This window comes from Paraburkholderia sp. BL6669N2, assembly GCF_003387275.1.
In the GTDB taxonomy this organism is placed as follows: domain Bacteria; phylum Pseudomonadota; class Gammaproteobacteria; order Burkholderiales; family Burkholderiaceae; genus Paraburkholderia.
This window is the reverse complement of sequence record NZ_QUNA01000002.1, coordinates 615,183-635,784: the sequence shown is the minus strand read 5'-3', so window position 1 is coordinate 635,784 and position 20,602 is coordinate 615,183. Positions and strand designations below refer to the sequence as shown.

Below are 20,602 nucleotides of genomic sequence, written 5' to 3'. Positions count from 1 at the left end.
CGCCCGCCAGCGCTGCGTTTTAGAACTGATGCCGCACGCCGAGCAGCACCATGGTCTCCGAATTCTTGGCTGAATCGATGCCATAGGAGCCGATCGATGCCGTAGCCGCGATACTGCCCCCTGCGCCATCGGCCGTTCGACCTGATGCCTTCTGGTATGCGGCGAGCGCATACAGGTCAGTACGTTTGGTGAAGGCGTAGTCGGCACCCAAGCTCAACTGATTGTAGGTCGCGTCGGTTTGCGCACCACCGTCGCCCTTGGTGAAGTTGTAACCGACGCCCAGTGTCGTTGCGGGAACTGGTTTGTAGTTTACATAGAGCGTAGCGTTATTAAAGTGGGTATTGGCCGACAGCGATCCTTCGCCGTATGCGACATTGCTGTACGCCGCGCCGAACTGGAACAAACCGAGTTGATAACTCGCGGCCGCGCGAATCATGCTCAAGGACTTCGCCGAAAACAGTCCGCGATTGATACTCGAAAAATAGGGGTTGTCGGTCGTCGGTGCGGTGACGCCCGGAGCAAGCGACACGCCGCTGCTGGTCAACACGAAATCGTTTGCGAAGTTCGCGTGAAAGTACCCGGCGGCAAAATTCACCGGACCGTTCCCATACGCAGCAGCAAGCGCATAAGTCTGACCGCTCGACACACTGCCCGCGACCCCGCCGAGCGCGTACATCCCTTCCCACTGGAATCCCGCATAACTCGGGCTCACATACTTCGCTGCACTATTGACGCCGAGACTTTCGTCGTAGTTGTCGAGATCGCCCGGGGTCGCGAACGCCGAACCGAAGATCGCGTCCTCGGTCAGCGGTTCGACAAGGTCAGCGAGTGGATCGAATTGCCGGCCGAGCGTGACGGTGCCGAGTGGAACGCTCGCCAGGCCGACGGTCGCGATACGGCCGAATTCCCGCCCATTGTTGTTCAGCGCACCGTTGCTGAGAACGAATCCGTTTTCGAGCCTAAAGACCGCCGAGAGTCCGCCGCCCAGATCTTCTGTGCCCTTCAAGCCCCAAGAGTTGGCACTCAGCGTTCCGTTTATCATCTGGAACGCGCTGCCCGAGTCGCCATTCGTTTTCGGCTGATTGCTCACGTAGCCGATGGCGGTATCAAGCGCGCCGTATAGCGTCACGCTGCTTTGCGCCTGTGCGGCACTGGCCAGCGCACCGCACGCTAGCGCTGCCAGGACTTTTGTCTTCATCTAATCCTTTCCCCGTTGAATTGAAACTGCAATTGCTAAATGCGACTGCGTCTTCACCATCCCCGGAATCTCGACCATTGATCGAGAATCTCGCGCGATCCAGTCTGTATGACCGTGTAGTGATCGTGCTGGGCGGCGGTCGGGCACGCGTGATTGGGCAGAATGCGCACCAGTGAGCCAATCGGCAGCATCGGCAACTGCGCGGCGCTCCCGCTGCGCAACGCGAGAATGCCCTGCTCCTGATTCGCCTGGGCCATGATCAGGTCCGGGTACGGCACGCCATCGACATCGCAGACGACGCCGTAGCCCTGATCGAGCTTCTGCGACGCCGTGCCGCGATCGCGCGACATCGCCATCCAGCCAGCATCGACCAGAATCCAGCCTTTGTCGGGCTGATGACCGATCACCGTCGCGAGGACGCTGAGCGCGATGTCATCGACAGTGCACACGTTCAGCCCCGCCATCACGAGATCGAAGAACACGAACACTCCGGCACGCACTTCCGTCACACCGCTCAGATCGCGCGCGAAGTGAGCCGTCGGCGTCGACCCCACGCTCACCACCGGTGCGGGGAGACCCGCATCCCGCAACACGGCCGCACACGCAACCGCTTCCGCACGTTCGCGCTCGGCCATCGCGCTGATCGCTTCGACGGTGTCACATGCGTATGATTCGCCCGCGTGGGTCATCACGCCGCGCAATAGTGCGCCGCCCTCATGCAACACACGACCGATAGCCACCAGTTGCCCAGCCGCCTCGCGGCTTACGCCAGCTCGATGACCGTCCGAGTCGATCTCGATCAGCGTGGGAATGGGATCGCGACTGATGCGTGACTGCTTCGCGACCGCGTGGGCGGCATCCAGGCTGTCGACCACCACAGACAAATCGACCCCGCGTCGACGCAATGTGGTCACGCGCTGGAGCTTGCCCGGCGCGATACCGACGGCATATAGGATGTCCCGTACGCCGCCCTCCGCGAATTGCTCGGCCTCACGCAACGTCGATACCGTCGCGGGGCCGGTTGGGCCATCCATGACGCGGTGCGCAACTTCGAGCGACTTCGCCGTTTTCAGGTGCGGACGCAGATTGACACCTAGCTCCACGAGCCCTCCCCGCAGACGGGCGATATTGCGGGCCATCCGGCTTTCGTCGAGCAGCAGCGCGGGCGTGGCCAAATGTTCGATTGATCGGGTAGAAGCAGGAAGGTCTTGCGAATCGCCGACGATGTTCGGCTCACCGCGCAAGCGCGGTGCTGGCATGATGCTGGTCATGAATTGGAATTTAGAAAGAAGTGAACGCTCTCACAGCGCGACAACGCCGGTCTTGACCTGTGCGAAGCTGCGCAGCCCCTCCGCGCCTTTTTCGCGGCCGTAGCCCGAGCGCTTGAAGCCGCCGAACGGCAACTCGACGCCGCCGGACGCACCGTACGTATTGACGAATACCTGGCCAGCCAGCACTTCCCGGATCATCCGATGCGCAGTGCCAATGTCGCGCGTCCATACGCCGGCGACAAGACCGTAGTCGGTACCATTCGCGAGGCGCACCGCTTCATCAATATCGCGGAACGGCGTGACGGCCAGCACCGGCCCGAATACTTCTTCCTGACCGATCGCGCTGAACGGATCGACGTCGTCGATCAGCGTCGGCTGGAAGAAAAAGCCGTCACCGAGTGCACCGCCATTGAGCGCATCGCCGCCGACAACGATTTTTGCGCCGTGACTGCGAGCCCGTTCGACGAACGACATGACGCGTCCGCGCTGGATCTTCGAAATCAGCGGACCCAGTGCCGGGTCGCTCAGTGCGGGCCCGATCTCCACGTTGGCGAAGGCCTGCGCAATGCGCGCCACCAACGCGTCGTGCAGGCTCTCATGGACCAGCAGCCGCGAACCGGCCGAGCACGTCTGACCTGCATTTTGAAGGATCGCGTTGATCACACCCGGCACCGTGCGTTCCAGGTCCGCATCGGCGAACACGATATTCGGCGACTTGCCACCCAGCTCCATCGTCGCCGGGATCACGCGGTTGGCCGCCGCGTGAGCGATGATGCGACCCACTTCGACCGAGCCAGTGAATGAGATGTGGTCGATATCGCCATGCCCCGTCAGTGCCGCGCCCGCGGTCTCACCATACCCGGTCACGACGTTGAGAGCGCCGGCGGGCAGACCTGCTTCGAATGCGAGCGCCGCGAGACGCACGGCGGTCAACGGCGCCTCTTCGGCGGGCTTCAACACGCAGCAATTGCCCATCGCGAGCGCCGGCGCAATCGTGCGTGCGAAGATCTGCATCGGGTAATTCCACGGGATCACGTGCGCCGTGACGCCGTGCGGCACCCATTCCGTGAAGATCATCACGTCCGCATTCAGCGGGATTGATGAGCCGTAGTGTGTTTCCACCGCACTGGCGTAGAAGTCGAAATACCGGGCCGTGAGTTCCGCGTCGCGTCGCGCCTGCTTCAATGGCTTGCCGGTTTGCAACGCTTCGAGATGCGCGAGATCCGCCTCGTCGCGTTTGATCAGTTCGGCGATGCGCCGCAGGATGCGCGCACGCTCGGCAACCGCAACCTTGCGCCATTGCAGCGACGCGCGCCGCGCCGCGCGCACAGCGCGATCGATCTCATCGGGACCGCAATCCGCTGTCCGGGCGATCTCCCTGCCGCTGGAGGGGTCCAGCACCGCAACCGTATTGTGTGTCTCGATCGACTCTGCGTCGATGAAGGCGGCTGTCTGATTCATTGCGTAGCTCCTGTAGGGGCGCAAGCCGGCCGCCGCATCAGCGACCAAACGTTGCAGGAATGCATTGGATGCTTAGCGCGCGGTAAAACCGCCGTCGAGCACGAGGTCGGTACCGACCGCGAACGAGCTTTCGTCGCTAGCCAGAAAAAGTGCGCCGTAGGCGATTTCGCGCGCGTCGGCCACGCGCATGATCGGCGCCCACGACGCCTGAGCCGCGGCGGTCTTCGCCGGGTCGAGGCTGTTGTCGACTTCCGCCTGCAGCAGCGGTGTGCGCGTAATGCCAGGACACAGCGCGTTGACGCGAATGTTGTGGTGGATCAGGTCGAGCGCGATCGATTTTGTGAACATCATTACCGCGCCCTTGCTGGCGTTGTATGCCGGTGACTCAGGGACTGCGACGATGCCCATCTCCGAGCCGAGTGTCACGATTTTGCCGCCGCCGCGCTCGATCATCTTCGGCACCGCATGCTTGACCATCGTGAACATGCCCTTGACGTTGGTGGTCAGGACCGCGTCCCACTCGTCCTCGGATAGTTGCTCGATCGGCATCACACTGGTAATGCCCGCGTTACACACGAGAATGTCGAGGCCGCCATGTTCTTCGACAGCGTGCTCTACCATGCGGCCGGCATCCGTCATCGAACGCACGTCGCCTGCGCAACCGGACACCTTGCCGTATTGCGTCAGTTCGTCTACCGCTGCGGCGAGCGCCGCTGTGTTGATGTCGGTGATCACGACATGTGCGCCTTCCTGCGCGAACAATTGTGCAATCGCCTTGCCTATGCCCGACGCGCCGCCGGTAATCAGCGCACTCTTGCCATTCAGTCTGCCCATCATAATTCTCACGTTGGTTGGTACAAGCCACGAAGAGACGTCTGCGTGGCGAAGAAGATTTCAGGCCGCTTCGTTGCCGTAGCCAAGTGCCTTGTCAGTGCCACCTGTTGTTGCCGATCTGCCCGGCAATCCGTCGAGCGATTCGATTTCGACATCGACCATTTCCGGAATCGCATCGCCTTCAATGAAGAGCACTGCGCCCAGGCGATAGAACGCCGGTGATTGGCGACGCTTGAGTTGCCGGCCCCACAGCGCAGCGAGGACGATCACTGCCACGACAACCCACGGGAAGACAGTCAGCGGCGCGGAAGGCCACGGATGAATGTTCAGCCAGATCGCCGCCAGGAAAATGACGTTAGAGATGACGGGGAACGCGACATGCAGCACCAGCGAAAATTCCTCGCGATAGCGCTTCCACATGAAGACAGGCAATGCGACGTTGGTGAGGATCAGGATGGGCAGCATGCCGAGCGACGACAGATAGCCGAGATTGCCGAACGCAGACATAGGGTCCCACCAGAACCCTGCGCCAATACCCACCACGAGGGTTAGGATCGAGTACACGATAATCGCAACGTGAGGCGTCTTGTGCTTCGGATGAGTACGGCCGAGCGCCTTGTGAAGCAGCCCATCGCGGCCCAGCGAATACAACACGCGGAAATTGGCGGTGTGGATGGCAAGCACGACAGCGACGATTGCAGAGACGGCCGCGAGATCGACAAGATTGCCGTACATATGCCCAAGGTAGCGCACGGCGAGATCGTGGATCGGCTCCTGAGAATTGGCAAGCTTGTCCATGTGCGCAGAGCCGTAGCCGACCACGATCGAATACATCGCGAACGTGAACCACAAGCCAGCGAGCACCACGGATCCAATCAGCGCGATTGGCAGATTGCGACGCGGATTACGACATTCCTCCGCCACAGTCAGGCACGATTCGAAGCCGAAAAATGCCATGACGATAAAGACGAATGCCTGCCCGATACCGCCGAACCCCTGATCAGCGTGCATCGGCGAGAAGCTTTCCGGCACTTGACCCGCATCGCCGCCCTTGACCACGATGACAATCAACAGGCCGCCCACTATCACGACTTCGGCAATCAACAGTGCGACGTCGAATTGCATCGACGCATGGACCGAATACCACGCGAGAATACCGACCAGGACCACGACGCCGATCATCAACGCCCACCACGGCACCGTGATGCCGAAGTCATTCCGCAGTGCGTTGCTGAGAAAGCCGCCGAAAAGGTTGGTGTTGATCGGGCTTTGCAGCGCGTACGCGAATAGCATCAGCATCCCGGCTGCAAAACCAGCTTCGGGCCCCAGCCCAAGCGTAATGAACTTGTAGAAGCCGCCCGCCGACGTGACACGCTTGGCGAATTCCGCGATCGTCAACGCCATTAACGCAATGCCCGCGGTCCCCAGCACGAACACGAATGGCGAAGACACGCCGGCCTTGCCTCCGATCAACGCCGATATGAACATCACGCCGATGGTCGGCGAGATAAACGCGAGGGACATGCCCATCGCACTAATCAATCCCAAGGCGTTGCGCTTGAGGCCATCGCCCTCTGCACTCGCGTTCACGTCTTTCGTATTCATCGAATCGCTCCAGTCAGGTCAACTTGAGCGCATCGTAGGTGGTCACAAAACTGCAATCCAATGCCGAAATTCGATCACGCGATGCTGAGTTAGCATGGCGCGATGGCGCATGCGTGTGACTTATTCGGAAGGGGACGAACGGAGACCGCCCGACCGGACATGCCGGTTGCGGTGATTTAAATAGCGGCCCGCGCTTCCAGCGACTCAGGCAGCACTGCCGGCTGAACCTCATACATGGCGGAAGTGGCCGTCAGAGCTTCCCAGAATGCTTCGGCGCTGCTGGGCAAGCGAGCGCGCGGACGGAACAGCGTGATATCGACGTCGAGGTCCCATTCGGAAGAGCCCGCGCGCACCAGTTCGCCGGATTCGAGTTCGCGACCGACCTGACTCTGCGGCAGCCACGCAAGCCCGCGCCCATCGCGCACCATCGAGTTCAACACGCCGGCGAGCGGCGAGACGAAGACGCGCTCGAGCCGATCGGCTGCGGGCGAAGTACGCAACAGGTTTTCGACAGCGCGACCGATGGCGGACGTTTCGGCGTACGCCAGGTACCGGCAGCGATGCGGCGACGCGCCGTCCAGCGAATCGAGCGGCCCACTGTCGGCGCCGCGCCGCGACAACGGCAGCAAGCGGTCGAAGCCAACGCGATTGACCAGAAACTGTTTCGGGTCGAGGCCAATATCGACTGAAGGATGCGTGTGGCACAGCATGAAGTGGCTCGTGCCCTGCAGCATCATCTGCACACACGCGTTCGCATGACCGGTATCGAGCCGGAACTTCAGCACTTCCCCCGCCTTTTCAGAAGCGCTGATCCAGTGTGGGAAAAATGTCAGCGAAAGGCTGTGTGTCGCGACAAACTTGACCGTACTGGCGAGCCCCTCCGCTGCCGCCCGCAACTCGTCGCGCCCTTGGTAGAGCTGCCGGGCCACCTCCTCGGCTATATCACGGAACCGCTCACCGGCAGGGGTCAGCGCAATCGGCTGCGCGTTGCGATCGAGCAACGTGACGCCGACCCACTCTTCCAGCATCTTGACGCGCCGGCTGAACGCCGGCTGCGTCATGAAACGCAGCTCGGCGGTGCGCGAGAAATTACGCGTGGCCGCCAGCGTCAGGAAATCTTCAAGCCACTTCAGTTCCATGGACAGAAATCAACCGCTCCGTTCGAAGAAATGCCTGCGCCGATGAAGCCGTGATCGCCGAAGGCAGGTACAAGAGCGAGCAATTACTGTGCCGGGTGAAATGCGTCAGATCTCAAACGCTGGCGGTCCATCGCGGTGCATACGCGCGCCTTCGTCGGCATCGAACGAAGCCGACGCACCGCAAACGGGCACAAACGCGGGCCTCAGCGCCGCGACGGGGCGCTCAAAAGTCGCATGCAAACCCTAGCCCTGCCTCGAGCGCACGCCGATAGGCGAGCGCGGCGACGGCCAGATCCTGTAGCGCAATGCCGGTTCCGTCAAAAATCGTGATGTCGTCGGTTGCGCTACGCTGCTGGGTGCCGCTCACCACCCCGCCGAGCGTGAGGTTCAGTTTTTCCGCTTTGAGCAAGCCGCAGGCGTACGCATGCTGGCACTCGCCGATCGAGACCGCCTGCTGGATGTCGTCGACGATGACGCTGGCTGCCACCACGAGTTCCACCTCCAGTTCCTGTTTGCCCGTCGTATCCGCTCCCATTGCGTTGATGTGGACACCCGGGCGAATCCACTCACGACGGATAAGCGGCACGCTCGACGGCGTCACTGTGATCAGCACGTCGGCGTCACGCGCGACGCGTTCGAGCGACAAGGCATCGAATCGCAGGCCGTCCGCTTCGACCAGGTTGCGCAACCTGCGCAGGTTGTCCGGGTTCGGGTCCCACGCCAACACGTGCGCGATCGGACGCACAGCGCGCGTCGCCCGATATTGATGGATCGACTGGACGCCGGCGCCAACGATGCCGAGAATCGACGAGTCCGCGGACGCGAGGCTACGCGTCGCGAGTGCGCTGGCCGCTCCGGTGCGAATGCCAGTGAGATAGTTCGCCCCTACCAGGGCGATCGCACGGCCGGTGTCCGCGTCAAAAAGAAGTACCGAAGATTGGTGATTGCCCAGCCCCCTTTTTACATTACCCGGCCAGTAGCCACCAGCCTTGAGGCCAAGTACCGGTAGCGACGCATCGAAGCCGGCCTTCACGCCGAACACGGCGTTGGCATGGCCCGTCTGTTCGCGCACGACAGGATACGATTGCGCATTGCCAGCGTAGCTCGCGGCAAACACCTCGCCGACGGCTGCGATCGCGTCTTCCACGGACACGAGTTGGGACGCTAGTTGCTCCGGAATGATCAGCATGAAAGCCCCGCACGATTAAACCCCCTAACATAGCGACAAAAAATCCGGTGGACCAATGCCAATCCGGTCTGGACCCATGCAAAGACGGTTGCGGATGAACTCGAGTACCCGTGTTTCGCGATACGCCGAGCCGTTTGGCGATCTCGCGTAACTGCTTGGCTTTCGTACGGAGCGCACAACAGTATGTGGGCGCAAACATGGTGTGCCCGAGGACGGGACGCCAACCGATTCCGATGTTATCGCGGGGTTACGCGAATCGGTCCGCGTCGGTTCAACGTGAGCTCGCAAGTTTCTGATGGCCGAGAGGATAAATCGAATGTCCTCGTACGAAAATCTGGTGACTGGCATCGTCGAGAGAGCTCGTTCACGAAACGCGGAAGCGGACGCTCGCGGCGGGCGCAACCGGTTAAACGGGGGATGACAGCTTTGGCCGATCAAGCAACGTACGCCATCGCGAATTGAATGGCCGCTTCCAGGGTGGAAACGACGTCTGAATGTCCGAGCGACGCCGCGGGCGAATGACGCCTCCTGGCCGAGAATACGCATTCACGGCAACCGCCGGTATGCGGTCGTTGAAGTTTTCAGCGGCCGCTCTATAGAACGTTGATCGAACTGGCGCTATCGGCCACGACGAGTCATTCGCTCGCAATGCCGTTCAGACATTCAGGCGTCTGCTCCGCGCCAGGAACCCGCCATTCAATTCGCAATTTTGCAGCATTGCTTTTCGGCCATTGCCAATGTTCGGGCGTCGCCCTCGGTGAGGCAGCTTGAAGCGCGATGGAAGCAACGGTCCTCGCCGCAGGCCCAGCATCATAGCAATCGCCACCGCTGAAACAACAGCCGTGACCAACCCTGCCTCGAGGCCAGCGAGAAGCGGCACGAGGGCGCCGCGAGGCTTCGGCGTCTGTCGGGGGGAGCGGGACGGCAAGCGCACCAATGGCCGGACCCAACAGGAGGTGAACGAATCTCGCTCCGTCGAAATTTGTACTGTATGGCGCGCCTGTCTATCTGAGCAGGGCAGTGGGCGTTGTCACGTTACCGTGGCGGTCGCGTAAGATGACGCGATGAAAAAGACGAACTCGCTCTATCAAGGTCACCGCTTTCCCGCCGCAGTCATCAGTTCCGCGGTGCGTCAGTATTTCCGCTTTCAACTGAGCCTGCGCGATATTGAGGAATTGCTGTTCGAACGCGGCGTGGTGGTGAGCTACGAGACGATCCGCACGATGGTGCGACAAGTTCGGCGTGGGCTTCGCGCATCGCGTCAAGGTTGCGCGCCGCAAACCAGGCAGCACCTGGCATCTCGATGAGATGTTCGTGACGCTGCGCGGTGAGCCATACCTGCTGTGGCGGGCCGTCGATGAGCATGGTGCCGAACTCGAGATCCTGTTGCAGAAGCGGCGCGACAAGGCTGCAGCCAAACGTTTCTTCAACCGCGTACTTCGCTCATGCCCTGTGCCGCGCAAGATCGTGACCGACCAGTTGCGCAGCTACCCGGCCGCAAAGGCCGACATTCCCGAATTGGCGAACGTCAAACACGTGTTCGTTAAAGCCGCGGCGCGCGTGAACAACCGAGCGGAGAACAGCCACCAACCTACCCGCGAACGCGAGCGTCGCATGCGGGGATTTCGCGACGGCAAACGCACGCAGGCATTCCTCTCGTGTTTCGGTCCGATACGGCAGCATTTCGCGCTCAAGCGGCATCTGCTGCGTGCTTCGCTCTATCGCAAACACCTCGCGGCTCGATTCGCTGCGTGGCACGAATTCACCGACCTCACCCAGAATCCGTCGAATGCTTGCTGAGCAATGATGACCTCTGCCACCATTTCGTCTCGCTACCGGCAAGTTGACAAAGCCACCATGACCACACCGTTGTTCGAGTGCCGTCTACTCGACTGAGCTTTATATCGGCCTCCGTCAGGTCAAAGAGTTAGCGTCCCCTGACTCTGCCCCTGTGGCCCTCGCCGCGAGTGTCAGGCCCGCTACATCACGATCAACACCGTTGGAGCTTCTGGCTTCAAAGTAAGCTCGGAGTGCCTACCCAGACAACAACCGCTTCGCTCGCGCCGGCATTCCTCCATTTATGCGGCACGGTCGATGCGTAATGCGTGCTGTCTCCCGCCTGCAGGACAAATATCTTGTCCTCCAGCGTCAGCGACACTTCGCCTGCCATCACGTAAAGAAATTCCTCACCGGCATGCGTCCGGACTTCAGACTCTTCATGCCCCACCGGCATACGCACGAGAATCGCTTCTAGCTTCCGCCCGGCTGAGAGGTTCGTCATGCGGGCAAACAGCGTGGCTGAATCTCCGAAGGAAAAGAACCAAAGGTCCTTTTTGCGACGCACCGAGCGCTCTTCGCTCGGCGTGTCGACGAAGTACTGCACCTTGACGCCTAGCGCGCCAGCGATGCGAGCAAGCGACCCGAGCGAAGGACTCGCCCTACTTCGCTCCACCTGCGACAGGAACGGCTTTGAAATGCCGGCCGCCTTCGCTGTTTGTTCGAGAGTACGTCCCAACCTGTGCCGTAACGCGCGGATTTTGCCGCCCATTTCAACGTCGGCGTTGCTGTTTTCAGAAGTGGAAGGCATAGCGGGAAAAACGCTTATCAGAGGTTGATGGGTTCCGTTCGATGGCTACGCGGGCGCAAGCCATACCGCACGCGACACATCAAGTTTTAATGTCGCAAAGTGATAACCTGATTGCGTTCTACGGCCGTCGCGTCGAACTCTTTCTCCAGCTGCTCGGGCCTGCGACCCGCGTAGGCCAGTTCAACCATTTGGGCCCCAGCTTCCGCTGGCTACACGTGCGATGCTTCGCCATAGTGGGCACCTCCTATGCGAAACGATAGATGTCCACAAAACCGGGTGAACTCCCCCCACACACCCGGGTCCCCTGGAACAAGGGAAAGCTGACTGGCAGGCGCCTCGGGGAAGCCACGTCGCATCCGGGGCTGTGCATTTTCACGAAGCGCGTCTTTGGCGCCTCGCCCTATGTCACCAGGCTCACTCGCGCACTGAGATTACGGAAGTTGCAGCACGACAGACCGGTGAACGCTGTGTCTGAGGCCTTGCTCGCGGTGTACACGGAAAGCAGAGGAAGCGGCTTGAATGTCACACTTGAGCGTCCAACAGTTAAGGAAGATCTGCACAACTCATTTTCGAAGTGCCTCCCGTTCGGTTTCAGCGTGGTGTCAACATTGAGAGCATGTTAGGGCTTTGATTGCCCAACTCGTGCACCACGCCAAGCCAGGCTTGCTGAGATTTTCGGCCTCAACGTTCTGGTATTCAGGCTTTCCGCAAAGCGCAGCGCGCCATCCACAAATTGCCCAGAGCAAATAACGTTGTGATCTGGGCGGTGTTTTTCATTCATCCCCTATACCGGGTCTTCGTGTAACCAAACTGACGCTTGAGGACGCGGAACGGGTGTTCGACCTTGGCACGGATGCCTGCCTTCAGGCGTTCGATCTCGTCGTCTATCCTGTCCAGTCGGTCACCCAGATCCAGTTGTCTGTGCTTGCCGGCTCTCATCGCGATATGCCTGCGAACTGCGTCAGTCTCGCAGCGCTTCTCGATACCCTGATATCCGGCGTCAGCGTACACATCCGTTTCTTTCCCGTGCAACAAGGCTTCGGCTTCGGTGATGTCATGCACGTTGGCCGCCGTACCGATCACCGTGTGAACCAGGCCGGACTTCGCATCCACGCCGATGTGCGCTTTCATTCCAAGGTACCAGTTACCGCCTTTCTGCGTCGGACGCATCTCCGGGTCCCGCTTGCCCGAGTCGTTCTTCGTCGAACTGGGCGCCGGTATCAACGTGGCATCGACCACCGACCGGGTCTTGAGCATCAGGCCTTTCTCCACCAGGATCTCATTAACCAGCGCCAGCATTTGCGCAGCCAGTCCGCGCGTCTCGAGCAAGTGACGGAAACGCAAAATCGTGCTCTCGTCCGGCAAGCGCGCCATGCCGCCGTCCAGCCCCGCGAAGTCCCGATACAGCGGAACGTCATATAGCGCTTCTTCCATCGCAGGGTCCGAAAGACCGAACTACTGTTGCATGAAATGAATCTGCAGCATCGTCGCAATCGGGAACGGCGGCCGTCCGGTTTTACCCGTCGGATAGTGCGGCTCGATCAGCGCAATCAGCCTCGACCACGGCACCACACGCCGCATTTCATCGAGAAATTCCCGCTTGCGCGTACGTTTCGTTAAGAGATCCAGACCAAGACCAAGCTGGGACATCAAGGCTTCTCCTCAACTAACTTCCCTCATCCCAGGATAGTTCACCCGAACCTCAATGCCAGGACTTTTGCAGACCTTCCTTAACGCTTTAGTTTGGGGTTGCAACGAGCATGTAGCCAAGGCCCCACACTGTGCGGATATGTCGCGGCGAGGCTGCCTCTGTCTCAATCACCTGTCGTAAGCGAAGAACTTGCACGTCAACGCTGCGGGCGCTGGCCTCATATTGCGACCCGCGCGCGCTCTATCAGATTTGCGCGGCTGACAGGACGGTTGGGCGTCTCCGCAAGCGCACACAGGAGACGCATTTCAGCTGCGCCGAACTCGACGATGCCCGCTTCGTCCGACATCAATTCTCTACGCCGAACGTCCAGCCTGAAGGCGCCGAACCGCAAGCATTGCGACTCGCCTGCAAGCAGCATCTCGCCCCGCACGTTTTGCAGGCGCACCTGAAACTGCTGCCGACGTAACATCGCCCGAACCCGCGCTATCAGCTCGCTCGGCAGAAACGGTTTGGCGAGATAGTCGTCGGCGCCGATCTCCAAACCTACGACCTTGTCCGCGGGATCGCCACGCGCTGTTAGCATGAGGATGGGGATTGTCTCTCTCCGAGCGCGCAAGCGACGGCAGATGGACAGTCCGTCTTCGTCTGGCATCATGATATCGAGAATCAACAGGTCGAACGGGTAGCGCTCGATCAATACGTCCAACTCAATGCCTGTCTTCAGCGCGCGCACCGAGAAACCTTGTGCCGTCAGAAAGCGTTGCAGCATATTGCGGATTTCAACATCTTCGTCAAGCACGATGATGCGACCGGTTGGCAAATCATCTGACATATGATTAAGCAGACACCTCTAATAAAGCCTGTCTTTTAGTTCCTGGTTCCGATGCTACGCGGCGAACCGCTTAGCTTTGCTAAGCGTCGCGTACCACGGTGGGCGGCGACAATCTCGCCGAAGTGGGCTGCGCCGGGCGGTCTGCCCGCCTGCGGTTGCGCCTGCGCTACTTACCAATCCGCTTGATGTCTGCGGAGACACGTTGCACGCCAGAGAGTTCCAGTGCGTCATACAGTTCCGTACCGGCATCATTTAGCAAGAAAACGGACTTGCAACTCGCTCACGCCTAACGCCTTCGTGCATCTGCATGCCGCAAGAAGGTCCGTATGGTTCGACGAACGGAATATACAAGAATCTCCGCAGTGGATGTGTTGGAAATATATGTCAAAAGATGTCACCGTTTGTGCTGGCCACAACACTGACTGGCGGAAGCCCACTACCGCCCAGCGCGGAACTGTCATGTTGGCGACGCGCTCGAGTAAGATGCCGTGATGAACAAGACGAAATCGCTATATCACGGTCATAGCTTTCCGGCGGTCGTCATCAGTTGCGCCGTGCGCTGGTACTTGCGGTTCCAACTGAGCCTGCGCGACACCGAGGAACTGCTGTTCGAGCGTGATGTTGTCGTCAGCTACGAAACTATTCGCGGCTGGTGCGACAAATTTGGCGCGGACTTCGCGCATCGCGTCAAGGTTGCGCGCCGCAAACCAGGCAGCACCTGGCATCTCGATGAGATGTTCGTGACGCTGCGCGGTGAGCCATACCTGCTGTGGCGGGCCGTCGATGAGCATGGTGCCGAACTCGAGATCCTGTTGCAGAAGCGGCGTGACAAGGCTGCAGCCAAACGTTTCTTCAACCGCGTACTTCGCTCATGCCCTGCGCCGCGCAAGATTGTGACCGACCAGTTGCGCAGCTACCCGGCCGCAAAGGCCGACATTCCCGAATTGGCGAACGTCAAACACGTGTTCGTTAAAGCCGCGGCGCGCGTGAACAACCGAGCGGAGAACAGCCACCAACCTACCCGCGAACGCGAGCATCGCATGCGGGGATTTCGCGACGGCAAACGCACGCAGGCATTCCTCTCGTGTTTCGGTCCGATACGGCAGCATTTCGCGCTCAAGCGGCATCTGCTGCGTGCTTCGCTCTATCGCGAACACCTCGCGGCTCGATTCGCTGCGTGGCACGAATTCACCGACCTCACCCAGAATCCGTCGAATGCTTGCTGAGCAATGATGACCTCTGTCACCATTTCGTCTCGCTACCGGCAAGTTGACAAAGCGGTCTTCAGGCATCTACCTGTCCGCTATGTTTCTGATTTGTATGTAAACAAATCGGCAAGGCTAGGAGCGGTTCAGTTAACCCGTGTTGCGTCACAACAAGGTCAACGTTTCCCCGCGCTAAATCTCGACGGCTCGCTCCGCCACCGCCGCCGTCCACCCCGCGCGCGCCTCGATCCACTCCGCGAGCGCTAGCAACTGCGCATCGCCGTGCGCGGCGCCCACAAGTTGCGCACCAAGCGGCAGGCCAGCGGGCCCGAACCCCACCGGAACAGTCACGGCTGGTACACCTAGATACGTCCACGGCGCGCAGAACGAGGCATCGCCGGTGAATTCAAGTCCACGCGGCGGCTCGCCCGTTGCGGGCGCAACGAGCAGCGCATCGAGCCCCATCGTCAGCGCCAGCCATGCGTTAAAGCGCAGCGCCATCGGAACCTGCAATGCCTTGATCCCCGCATAAATCGTAGCGTGCAGCGCGCGCCCTTCTTCGATAAGACCCCGCATCGAAGGACTGACGAGTTCCGGCGTGCGATCGACCAGATCGCCGTGCGTGACCGCCGCTTCCACCGACATCAGTTGCAGCGCGTAGGCCGGCGTCTCGAACAACTCAGCCGGAAGATCGACCGTGACGATCTCAGCCCCGTCACGTGCCAGGCGGGCCGCAAGCCGGTCGAGCGCCGCCTGCTGCGCGGGCTCAACAGCGCCGCCCACCTGCCGTCTCAACACACCGATCCGCCGCCCCCCAGGCCGATCCGCTTTTAACGCGATATGCGAAACATGCGGGTCGCGCGCGTCCGTACCGGACACGAACTTCAGCGTGTACGCGATGTCCGCCACCCGCCTCGCAAACAGCCCAACGTGGTCGAGCGACCACGCGAGCGGCAATACGCCTGTGCGCGCAATCGCACCGTACGTGGGCATGAAGCCGACGATCCCGCAATACGCCGCGGGCCGGATGACGGAGCCCTGGGTCTGCGTGCCGAACGCAAGCGGTACGATGCCGGCGGCAACGGCCGCCGCCGATCCGCTCGACGATCCGCCCGGCGTGTACGCGCTGTTCCACGGATTGACGGTCGGCCCAGGATTGTGCCATGCGAATTCCGTAGTCACAGTCTTGCCGAGAATCGACGCGCCGGCCGCGCGCAGACGCGCCACGACCCACGCATCGTGCTCGGGGCGTCGCCCCTTGTACGCGGCCGAGTTGAACTCGGTGGGCATGTCGGCGGTGTCGATGACGTCCTTCACCGCGACAGGCACACCCGCGAGCGGCGCAGCTCGATCCGCACGGTTGAAGGACGGTGTATCCGGCAAATAACAGAAGGCACGCAATCCGGATTGCGAATCTCTCGCCACGTCGAACGCGCGGGAAACGTAATGCTCGACGCCGACCTCGCCTGACGCGACGGCAGCGCGGATTTCCTGCACGGTCGAAGATTCGTAGAACGTGGTCATGGAAGTGTTGGATTCCCGGTTCATTTGGCGGCGAGCGCCGGCTGAATGTAGGTGTGGACGATGAAGGCATCGTACTTCGGCTGCGCTTTCAGGTTACCGAGGGCAATCTGTGTATCCATCGCAACCTTAAGCGCCTGGGGCGTAATGTCGACACTCTTCGGATACACGCCCTCGGTTAGCATGCGCTTGACGGCCGCATCGACCACGACGGGGTCGAGCGTCGGAAACTCCTTGCGCGCGATAGCAGCCGTTTCAGCAGGATTGCTTTGCATATACGACAGCGCCCCCTGCAGGCCCTTTACGAAACGCGCGGCGGCATCGGGGTCGACGCTCCGTTTGGCCGTGATCGACGAAAATGCGTACTCGCCATAGTGCTGCGGAAAGCCGAGCACGACTTTCATACCCTTCGCGACCGCCTGGTCGAGGCCCGGCTCATACATTACCGCGATCTTCGCCTGTGCGGCCACCAGCGGCCCGATTTCAGAGCCAAGCGGGACCTGCATCAACTTGACGTCGCTTTGCGACATGCCGTTCTCCTTCAACAGCTTGAAGAACAGTGACGTGCTGGTGGTCGGCATCTGCCCCGACACCACAACCTGATCCTTGACGTCCTTGATGCTGTTAAATTTCACACCGGGCGCAACGGCAATCCACACGGCCGCACCATTGACCACGTTCGCAATCACGTCGACGTCCGCGCCCTTCTCGGCTGCGACAGCCGTCCACTCTGGGCCATGCAGCGAGAATTCGGCGCTTCCCGAGAGCACCGCCGATAGCGCCGCGCTCGGACTGCCCGCCGTCTGCTTGTTGACGTCGAGTCCTTCTCTGGCGAAGAAGCCACCGTCGATCGCAACATAGAGCGGCAGATAGAGCATCGACTGGAAGGCCTGCGAGATGGTGACTTTCTTGTCGGCGGCGAGCGCCGGCATCGAAACCGATGCGGCAGCGAGTGCGAAGGCAGTCGTCAGTGCCGCGAGTGCTTTTCTTGCGTTCATGCCATCGTCCTGTATTAAATGAAGAGATTTGACAATACGAAATACCTTCAGACCTTCAGACCTTCAGACCTTCAGACCTTCAGACCTTCAGACCTTCAGACCTTCAGCGAGCTGGCATTCGACGCCTGCCGCCACGGCAGCAGCTTGCGTTCGATCGTGTCGATCAGGAAGTAGAGAACGAAGCCGATCGCCATCAGCACGAAAAGTCCCGCCCACACCGTGTTGAGGTCGTACAGGCTCGACGCGGTGAAAATCATGTGCCCGAGCCCCTTCTCCGACGAGATAAACTCGCCCACGACCGCGCCGACGAGACCGAATCCGACGTTGATGCGGAACGTCGAGATCACATACGGAAGCGTGAACGGCACCACCACCTTCATGAACACGTCGTTCTTCTGGGCGCCGAGCGTGACGAGCAGCGCCTGCAGATCCGGATCGGCGTCTTTCGCCGCTTCATAGGCCGCAATCAGCGCGACGATGGCCGTCAGCGAAATCGCGAGCGCGACCTTCGATACGAGGCCGGTGCCGAACCACAGGATCACGATCGGTGCGAACGCGATCTTCGGCACGCTGTTGATCGCGACGATGAACGGTTCGGTCAGCCGCGCGACGAACGGCGAGTACCAGAGCGCGAGTCCGCATACCGAGCCCACCGCGGTGCCGAACACGAAGCCGAGAATTGCTTCGAAAAGCGTGTAGCCGGTATCGATGAAGAGTTGACCGGACTGCATGTCGCGCACCAGCGCTGCGAAGATTTTCGACGGCGAGCCGACCAGAAAATTCGACACCCAGCCTGCGCGCGCCGCACCCTCCCATACCGCAAAGAACGCAATGACGGCCACGAGTTGCAAAAGCGCCCGGCCCCAGCCGCTATCCAGCGCGAGCCGTGATCGCGCTTTCGCTGCACGCTGTTGCGGCACCGATTTATCGATCGAAACGGATTGCGTCATGCTGCCCTCACCTCGGTCTGGATATCGAGTTCGCCGCACAACGCGTGGAAGTAACCCGCGAAGTTCGGATCGCTGCGCGCGCCGATCGGCGTGCGGGCGGCGATGTCGATGTCGTAGATCTTCTTCACCTGCGAAGGCCGGCCGCCGAGCACGACCACGCGTTTCGACAACGCTACGGCTTCGTCGATGTCGTGCGTCACGAGCACCACTGTCTTGTTGAAGGTTTCCACGGCTTCCATCAGCACACCTTCAAGATAGAGCCGTGTCTGATAGTCGAGTGCCGAGAACGGCTCGTCGAGCAGGATGATGTCGGGGTCGTTGATGAGCGTGCGAATCAACGCCACGCGCTGACGCATGCCGCCCGACAGCATGCGCGGGTACGCATTTTCGAAACCCGCGAGACCGTATGTGTTGAGGTACTCCATCGCCATCTCGCGTGCTTGCGCCGCCGGCATCTTCTTCAGTTCCGGCCCGATCAGCACATTCTGCAGGACGGTGCGCCACGGCAGCAGCAGGTCCCGCTGCATCATGTAGCCAACCCTGCCGCGCAGGCTTTCAATGGGCTGCCCGCGATACACGATCTCGCCGCTATCGGACTCGAGCAGCCCCGCAACGATATTGAAGACAGTTGTCTTGCCGCAGCCCGAAGGCCCGATGATGCTGACGAAATCTCGCTCGTGAATATCGAAGGTGAGTCCACCTAGCACATCGACCGAGCGCATCTTGTTCGAAAACGATTTGCGGATATTGCGTAAAGCCAGTTGAACGGACATAGGTGTTCCTCAATGGCAAACAGTCAAGCAAGGAGGGGCCAGCGAATGGCTCCCTCAAAAACGTTGCGCAACCGCAAGGAAACGGCGGCGCATCGGCTTGAGTACCGCAATCGCGAGCAGCGCGGTGACAATGTCGAGCGTGATCGCTGCGCCGAACACCGGCAACCAGCTACCCGCGCGCTGATGCATCAGCGCCGCGAGCGGGCCGCCCAAAATCGAGCCGATGCCTTGCGAAATGTAGAGCCAGCCATAGTTTTCCGTGGCATGCCGCGTGCCGAACGTGTCGGTCAGCGTCGCCGGGAACAGCGAGAAGATTTCGCCCCAGCCAAAGAACACCACGCCCGAGAGCAACACGAACAGCACCGCGTTATCGCGCGTGAACAGCCACAGCGCCATCGCGATGCCTTCCAGGGCGAACGCGAAGAACATCGTGTTTTCGCGGCCGAGTTTGTCGGACACCCAGCCGAACAGCGGACGCGTGAGCCCGTTTGTGAAGCGGTCGATCGTCAGCGCAAGCGGAAGCGCGGCCATGCCGAACACGAGCACTTTGGTCACGCCGAAATCGGCGGCGAAGGTGGCCATTTGCGACGTGACCATCAGACCGGATGTCGACATCATCGTCATCATGGCGAACATCAGCCAGAAAATCGGCGTCCTGAGCGTTTGTGACGGGCGCAGATTGGCCACCGCCGAACCGACGTCATTCACATTGCCGCCGGCGGCATCATGCGCGGGCGGCACACGCAGGCCCTGCGATGCCAACAGCCCCACCACCGCGAACGCGATGCCGAACATCCACAGCGTGGCCTCTACACCGCGTGCCTGCAACGACGCTGCGATCGGAAACGTCGTGACGATCGCGCCCATGCCATAGCCGGCGGCGACAGCACCCGCCGCGAAGCCTCGCTGCGCCGGGAACCAGCGCACCATTAGCCCGACAACACCGACATATACGATGCCCGTGCCAAGGCCGCCGATCGCGCCATAGGTCAGATAGAGCATCGGCGCACTCTGGACCTGCGATGCGAACACCCAGCTCAGGCCGGACATCACCGTGCCGAACGAAATCAGCGTGCGCGGACCGAAGCGATCGATCAGCTTGCCCTGAAACGGCGAGAAGAACGTCTGCAGAATGATCAGCAACGAGAACGTCACCTGCAGTTCAGGCAACGCGATGCCCAGTTTCGCGGCGAGCGGTTTGGTCATCAACGTCCAGACGTATTGCGGACTCGAGATCGCCATCATGCAGACGAGACCCAGCCCAAGTTGAATCCAGCGGTTATGCGTGGCGGACGTCGAGGCATTCTCGATACGCGGCGCCGTCGGTTGCAAGCGTGTGTTCATGGTGTTCTCCGTTTCCTGAGCGCATGCCAGCCGGCATGCGCGAG

At 60.7% G+C, this 20,602-nt stretch carries 14 protein-coding genes and 4 pseudogenes; 2 read left to right on the top strand and 16 right to left on the bottom strand.

The features are described from left to right. Positions 1–19: 19 nt before the first annotated feature. The 8 genes and pseudogenes from B0G80_RS25420 to B0G80_RS47190 form a co-directional block, all read right to left on the bottom strand. Positions 20–1,198 (bottom strand): porin, encoded by a 1,179-nt coding sequence (locus B0G80_RS25420; protein ID WP_116120598.1) that lies wholly within the window; start codon positions 1,196–1,198, stop codon positions 20–22. Between the two features lie 53 nt (positions 1,199–1,251). Further along, complete coding sequence (locus B0G80_RS25415; protein ID WP_116123709.1) at positions 1,252–2,337, bottom strand: DSD1 family PLP-dependent enzyme; 1,086 nt, start codon at positions 2,335–2,337, stop codon at positions 1,252–1,254. A 162-nt stretch (positions 2,338–2,499) separates the two neighbouring features. After that, on the bottom strand, positions 2,500–3,930 hold the full coding sequence (locus tag B0G80_RS25410; protein WP_116120596.1) for an aldehyde dehydrogenase family protein: 1,431 nt from the start codon (positions 3,928–3,930) through the stop codon (positions 2,500–2,502). Between the two features lie 72 nt (positions 3,931–4,002). Further along, complete coding sequence (locus B0G80_RS25405) at positions 4,003–4,767, bottom strand: SDR family NAD(P)-dependent oxidoreductase (RefSeq protein ID WP_116120594.1); 765 nt, start codon at positions 4,765–4,767, stop codon at positions 4,003–4,005. Positions 4,768–4,824: 57 nt separating this feature from the next. Beyond that, on the bottom strand, positions 4,825–6,369 hold the full coding sequence (locus tag B0G80_RS25400; RefSeq protein ID WP_116120592.1) for an APC family permease: 1,545 nt from the start codon (positions 6,367–6,369) through the stop codon (positions 4,825–4,827). Between the two features lie 176 nt (positions 6,370–6,545). Then, positions 6,546–7,508 carry a LysR family transcriptional regulator gene (locus tag B0G80_RS25395; RefSeq protein WP_116120590.1) on the bottom strand — a complete coding sequence of 321 codons (963 nt, stop codon included), beginning with the start codon at positions 7,506–7,508 and terminating at the stop codon, positions 6,546–6,548. Between the two features lie 223 nt (positions 7,509–7,731). Next, positions 7,732–8,697 carry an ornithine cyclodeaminase family protein gene (locus B0G80_RS25390; protein ID WP_116120588.1) on the bottom strand — a complete coding sequence of 322 codons (966 nt, stop codon included), beginning with the start codon at positions 8,695–8,697 and terminating at the stop codon, positions 7,732–7,734. An 802-nt stretch (positions 8,698–9,499) separates the two neighbouring features. Then, positions 9,500–9,701, bottom strand: a pseudogene (locus B0G80_RS47190) (LrgB family protein); the annotation flags it as partial. 60 nt (positions 9,702–9,761) lie between these two features. Between B0G80_RS47190 and B0G80_RS25380 the strand changes: the two are divergent. Further along, positions 9,762–10,497: pseudogene (locus B0G80_RS25380) on the top strand (IS6 family transposase). Positions 10,498–10,711: 214 nt separating this feature from the next. Here the strand turns inward: B0G80_RS25380 and B0G80_RS25375 are convergent. The 3 genes and pseudogenes from B0G80_RS25375 to B0G80_RS25365 all read right to left on the bottom strand — a co-directional run bounded on the left by B0G80_RS25375 (position 10,712) and on the right by B0G80_RS25365 (position 13,767). Then, the gene (locus B0G80_RS25375; RefSeq protein WP_116120586.1) at positions 10,712–11,284 is read right to left on the bottom strand and encodes a helix-turn-helix domain-containing protein; all 573 of its coding nucleotides are present in this window, start codon (positions 11,282–11,284) and stop codon (positions 10,712–10,714) included. 696 nt (positions 11,285–11,980) lie between these two features. After that, positions 11,981–12,934 (bottom strand): annotated as a pseudogene (locus B0G80_RS25370) (IS5 family transposase). An 88-nt stretch (positions 12,935–13,022) separates the two neighbouring features. Continuing rightward, a pseudogene (locus B0G80_RS25365) lies at positions 13,023–13,767 on the bottom strand (response regulator). 491 nt (positions 13,768–14,258) lie between these two features. Between B0G80_RS25365 and B0G80_RS25360 the strand changes: the two are divergent. Then, positions 14,259–14,993, top strand: coding sequence for an IS6 family transposase (locus B0G80_RS25360; RefSeq protein ID WP_116120584.1), 735 nt, complete (start codon positions 14,259–14,261; stop codon positions 14,991–14,993). A gap of 171 nt (positions 14,994–15,164) precedes the next feature. On the opposite strand, the gene B0G80_RS25355 is transcribed toward B0G80_RS25360, so the two are convergent. The 5 genes from B0G80_RS25355 to oxlT form a co-directional block, all read right to left on the bottom strand. Beyond that, the gene (locus B0G80_RS25355; RefSeq protein WP_116120582.1) at positions 15,165–16,496 is read right to left on the bottom strand and encodes an amidase; all 1,332 of its coding nucleotides are present in this window, start codon (positions 16,494–16,496) and stop codon (positions 15,165–15,167) included. Positions 16,497–16,516: 20 nt separating this feature from the next. Then, positions 16,517–17,491 carry an ABC transporter substrate-binding protein gene (locus B0G80_RS25350; RefSeq protein ID WP_116120580.1) on the bottom strand — a complete coding sequence of 325 codons (975 nt, stop codon included), beginning with the start codon at positions 17,489–17,491 and terminating at the stop codon, positions 16,517–16,519. Positions 17,492–17,586: 95 nt separating this feature from the next. Continuing rightward, on the bottom strand, positions 17,587–18,441 hold the full coding sequence (locus B0G80_RS25345; protein WP_116120578.1) for an ABC transporter permease: 855 nt from the start codon (positions 18,439–18,441) through the stop codon (positions 17,587–17,589). Then, complete coding sequence (locus tag B0G80_RS25340; RefSeq protein WP_116120576.1) at positions 18,438–19,214, bottom strand: ABC transporter ATP-binding protein; 777 nt, start codon at positions 19,212–19,214, stop codon at positions 18,438–18,440. Before B0G80_RS25340 ends, B0G80_RS25345 begins: the two co-directional genes overlap by 4 nt. 54 nt (positions 19,215–19,268) lie before the next feature. Continuing rightward, on the bottom strand, positions 19,269–20,558 hold the full coding sequence (gene oxlT, locus B0G80_RS25335) for an oxalate/formate MFS antiporter (protein WP_116120574.1): 1,290 nt from the start codon (positions 20,556–20,558) through the stop codon (positions 19,269–19,271). Positions 20,559–20,602: the final 44 nt, after the last annotated feature.

Excerpts from the sequence above, each read along its gene's own strand:
- B0G80_RS25420 (WP_116120598.1), bottom strand. The coding sequence starts at position 1,198 with ATGAAGACAAAAGTCCTGGCAGCGCTAGCGTGCGGTGCGCTGGCCAGT.
- B0G80_RS25415 (WP_116123709.1), bottom strand. The coding sequence starts at position 2,337 with ATGGCCCGCAATATCGCCCGTCTGCGGGGAGGGCTCGTGGAGCTAGGT.
- B0G80_RS25410 (WP_116120596.1), bottom strand. The coding sequence starts at position 3,930 with ATGAATCAGACAGCCGCCTTCATCGACGCAGAGTCGATCGAGACACAC.
- B0G80_RS25405 (WP_116120594.1), bottom strand. The coding sequence starts at position 4,767 with ATGATGGGCAGACTGAATGGCAAGAGTGCGCTGATTACCGGCGGCGCG.
- B0G80_RS25400 (WP_116120592.1), bottom strand. The coding sequence starts at position 6,369 with ATGAATACGAAAGACGTGAACGCGAGTGCAGAGGGCGATGGCCTCAAG.
- B0G80_RS25395 (WP_116120590.1), bottom strand. The coding sequence starts at position 7,508 with ATGGAACTGAAGTGGCTTGAAGATTTCCTGACGCTGGCGGCCACGCGT.
- B0G80_RS25390 (WP_116120588.1), bottom strand. The coding sequence starts at position 8,697 with ATGCTGATCATTCCGGAGCAACTAGCGTCCCAACTCGTGTCCGTGGAA.
- B0G80_RS25375 (WP_116120586.1), bottom strand. The coding sequence starts at position 11,284 with ATGCCTTCCACTTCTGAAAACAGCAACGCCGACGTTGAAATGGGCGGC.
- B0G80_RS25360 (WP_116120584.1), top strand. The coding sequence starts at position 14,259 with ATGAACAAGACGAAATCGCTATATCACGGTCATAGCTTTCCGGCGGTC.
- B0G80_RS25355 (WP_116120582.1), bottom strand. The coding sequence starts at position 16,496 with ATGACCACGTTCTACGAATCTTCGACCGTGCAGGAAATCCGCGCTGCC.
- B0G80_RS25350 (WP_116120580.1), bottom strand. The coding sequence starts at position 17,491 with ATGAACGCAAGAAAAGCACTCGCGGCACTGACGACTGCCTTCGCACTC.
- B0G80_RS25345 (WP_116120578.1), bottom strand. The coding sequence starts at position 18,441 with ATGACGCAATCCGTTTCGATCGATAAATCGGTGCCGCAACAGCGTGCA.
- B0G80_RS25340 (WP_116120576.1), bottom strand. The coding sequence starts at position 19,214 with ATGTCCGTTCAACTGGCTTTACGCAATATCCGCAAATCGTTTTCGAAC.
- oxlT (WP_116120574.1), bottom strand. The coding sequence starts at position 20,558 with ATGAACACACGCTTGCAACCGACGGCGCCGCGTATCGAGAATGCCTCG.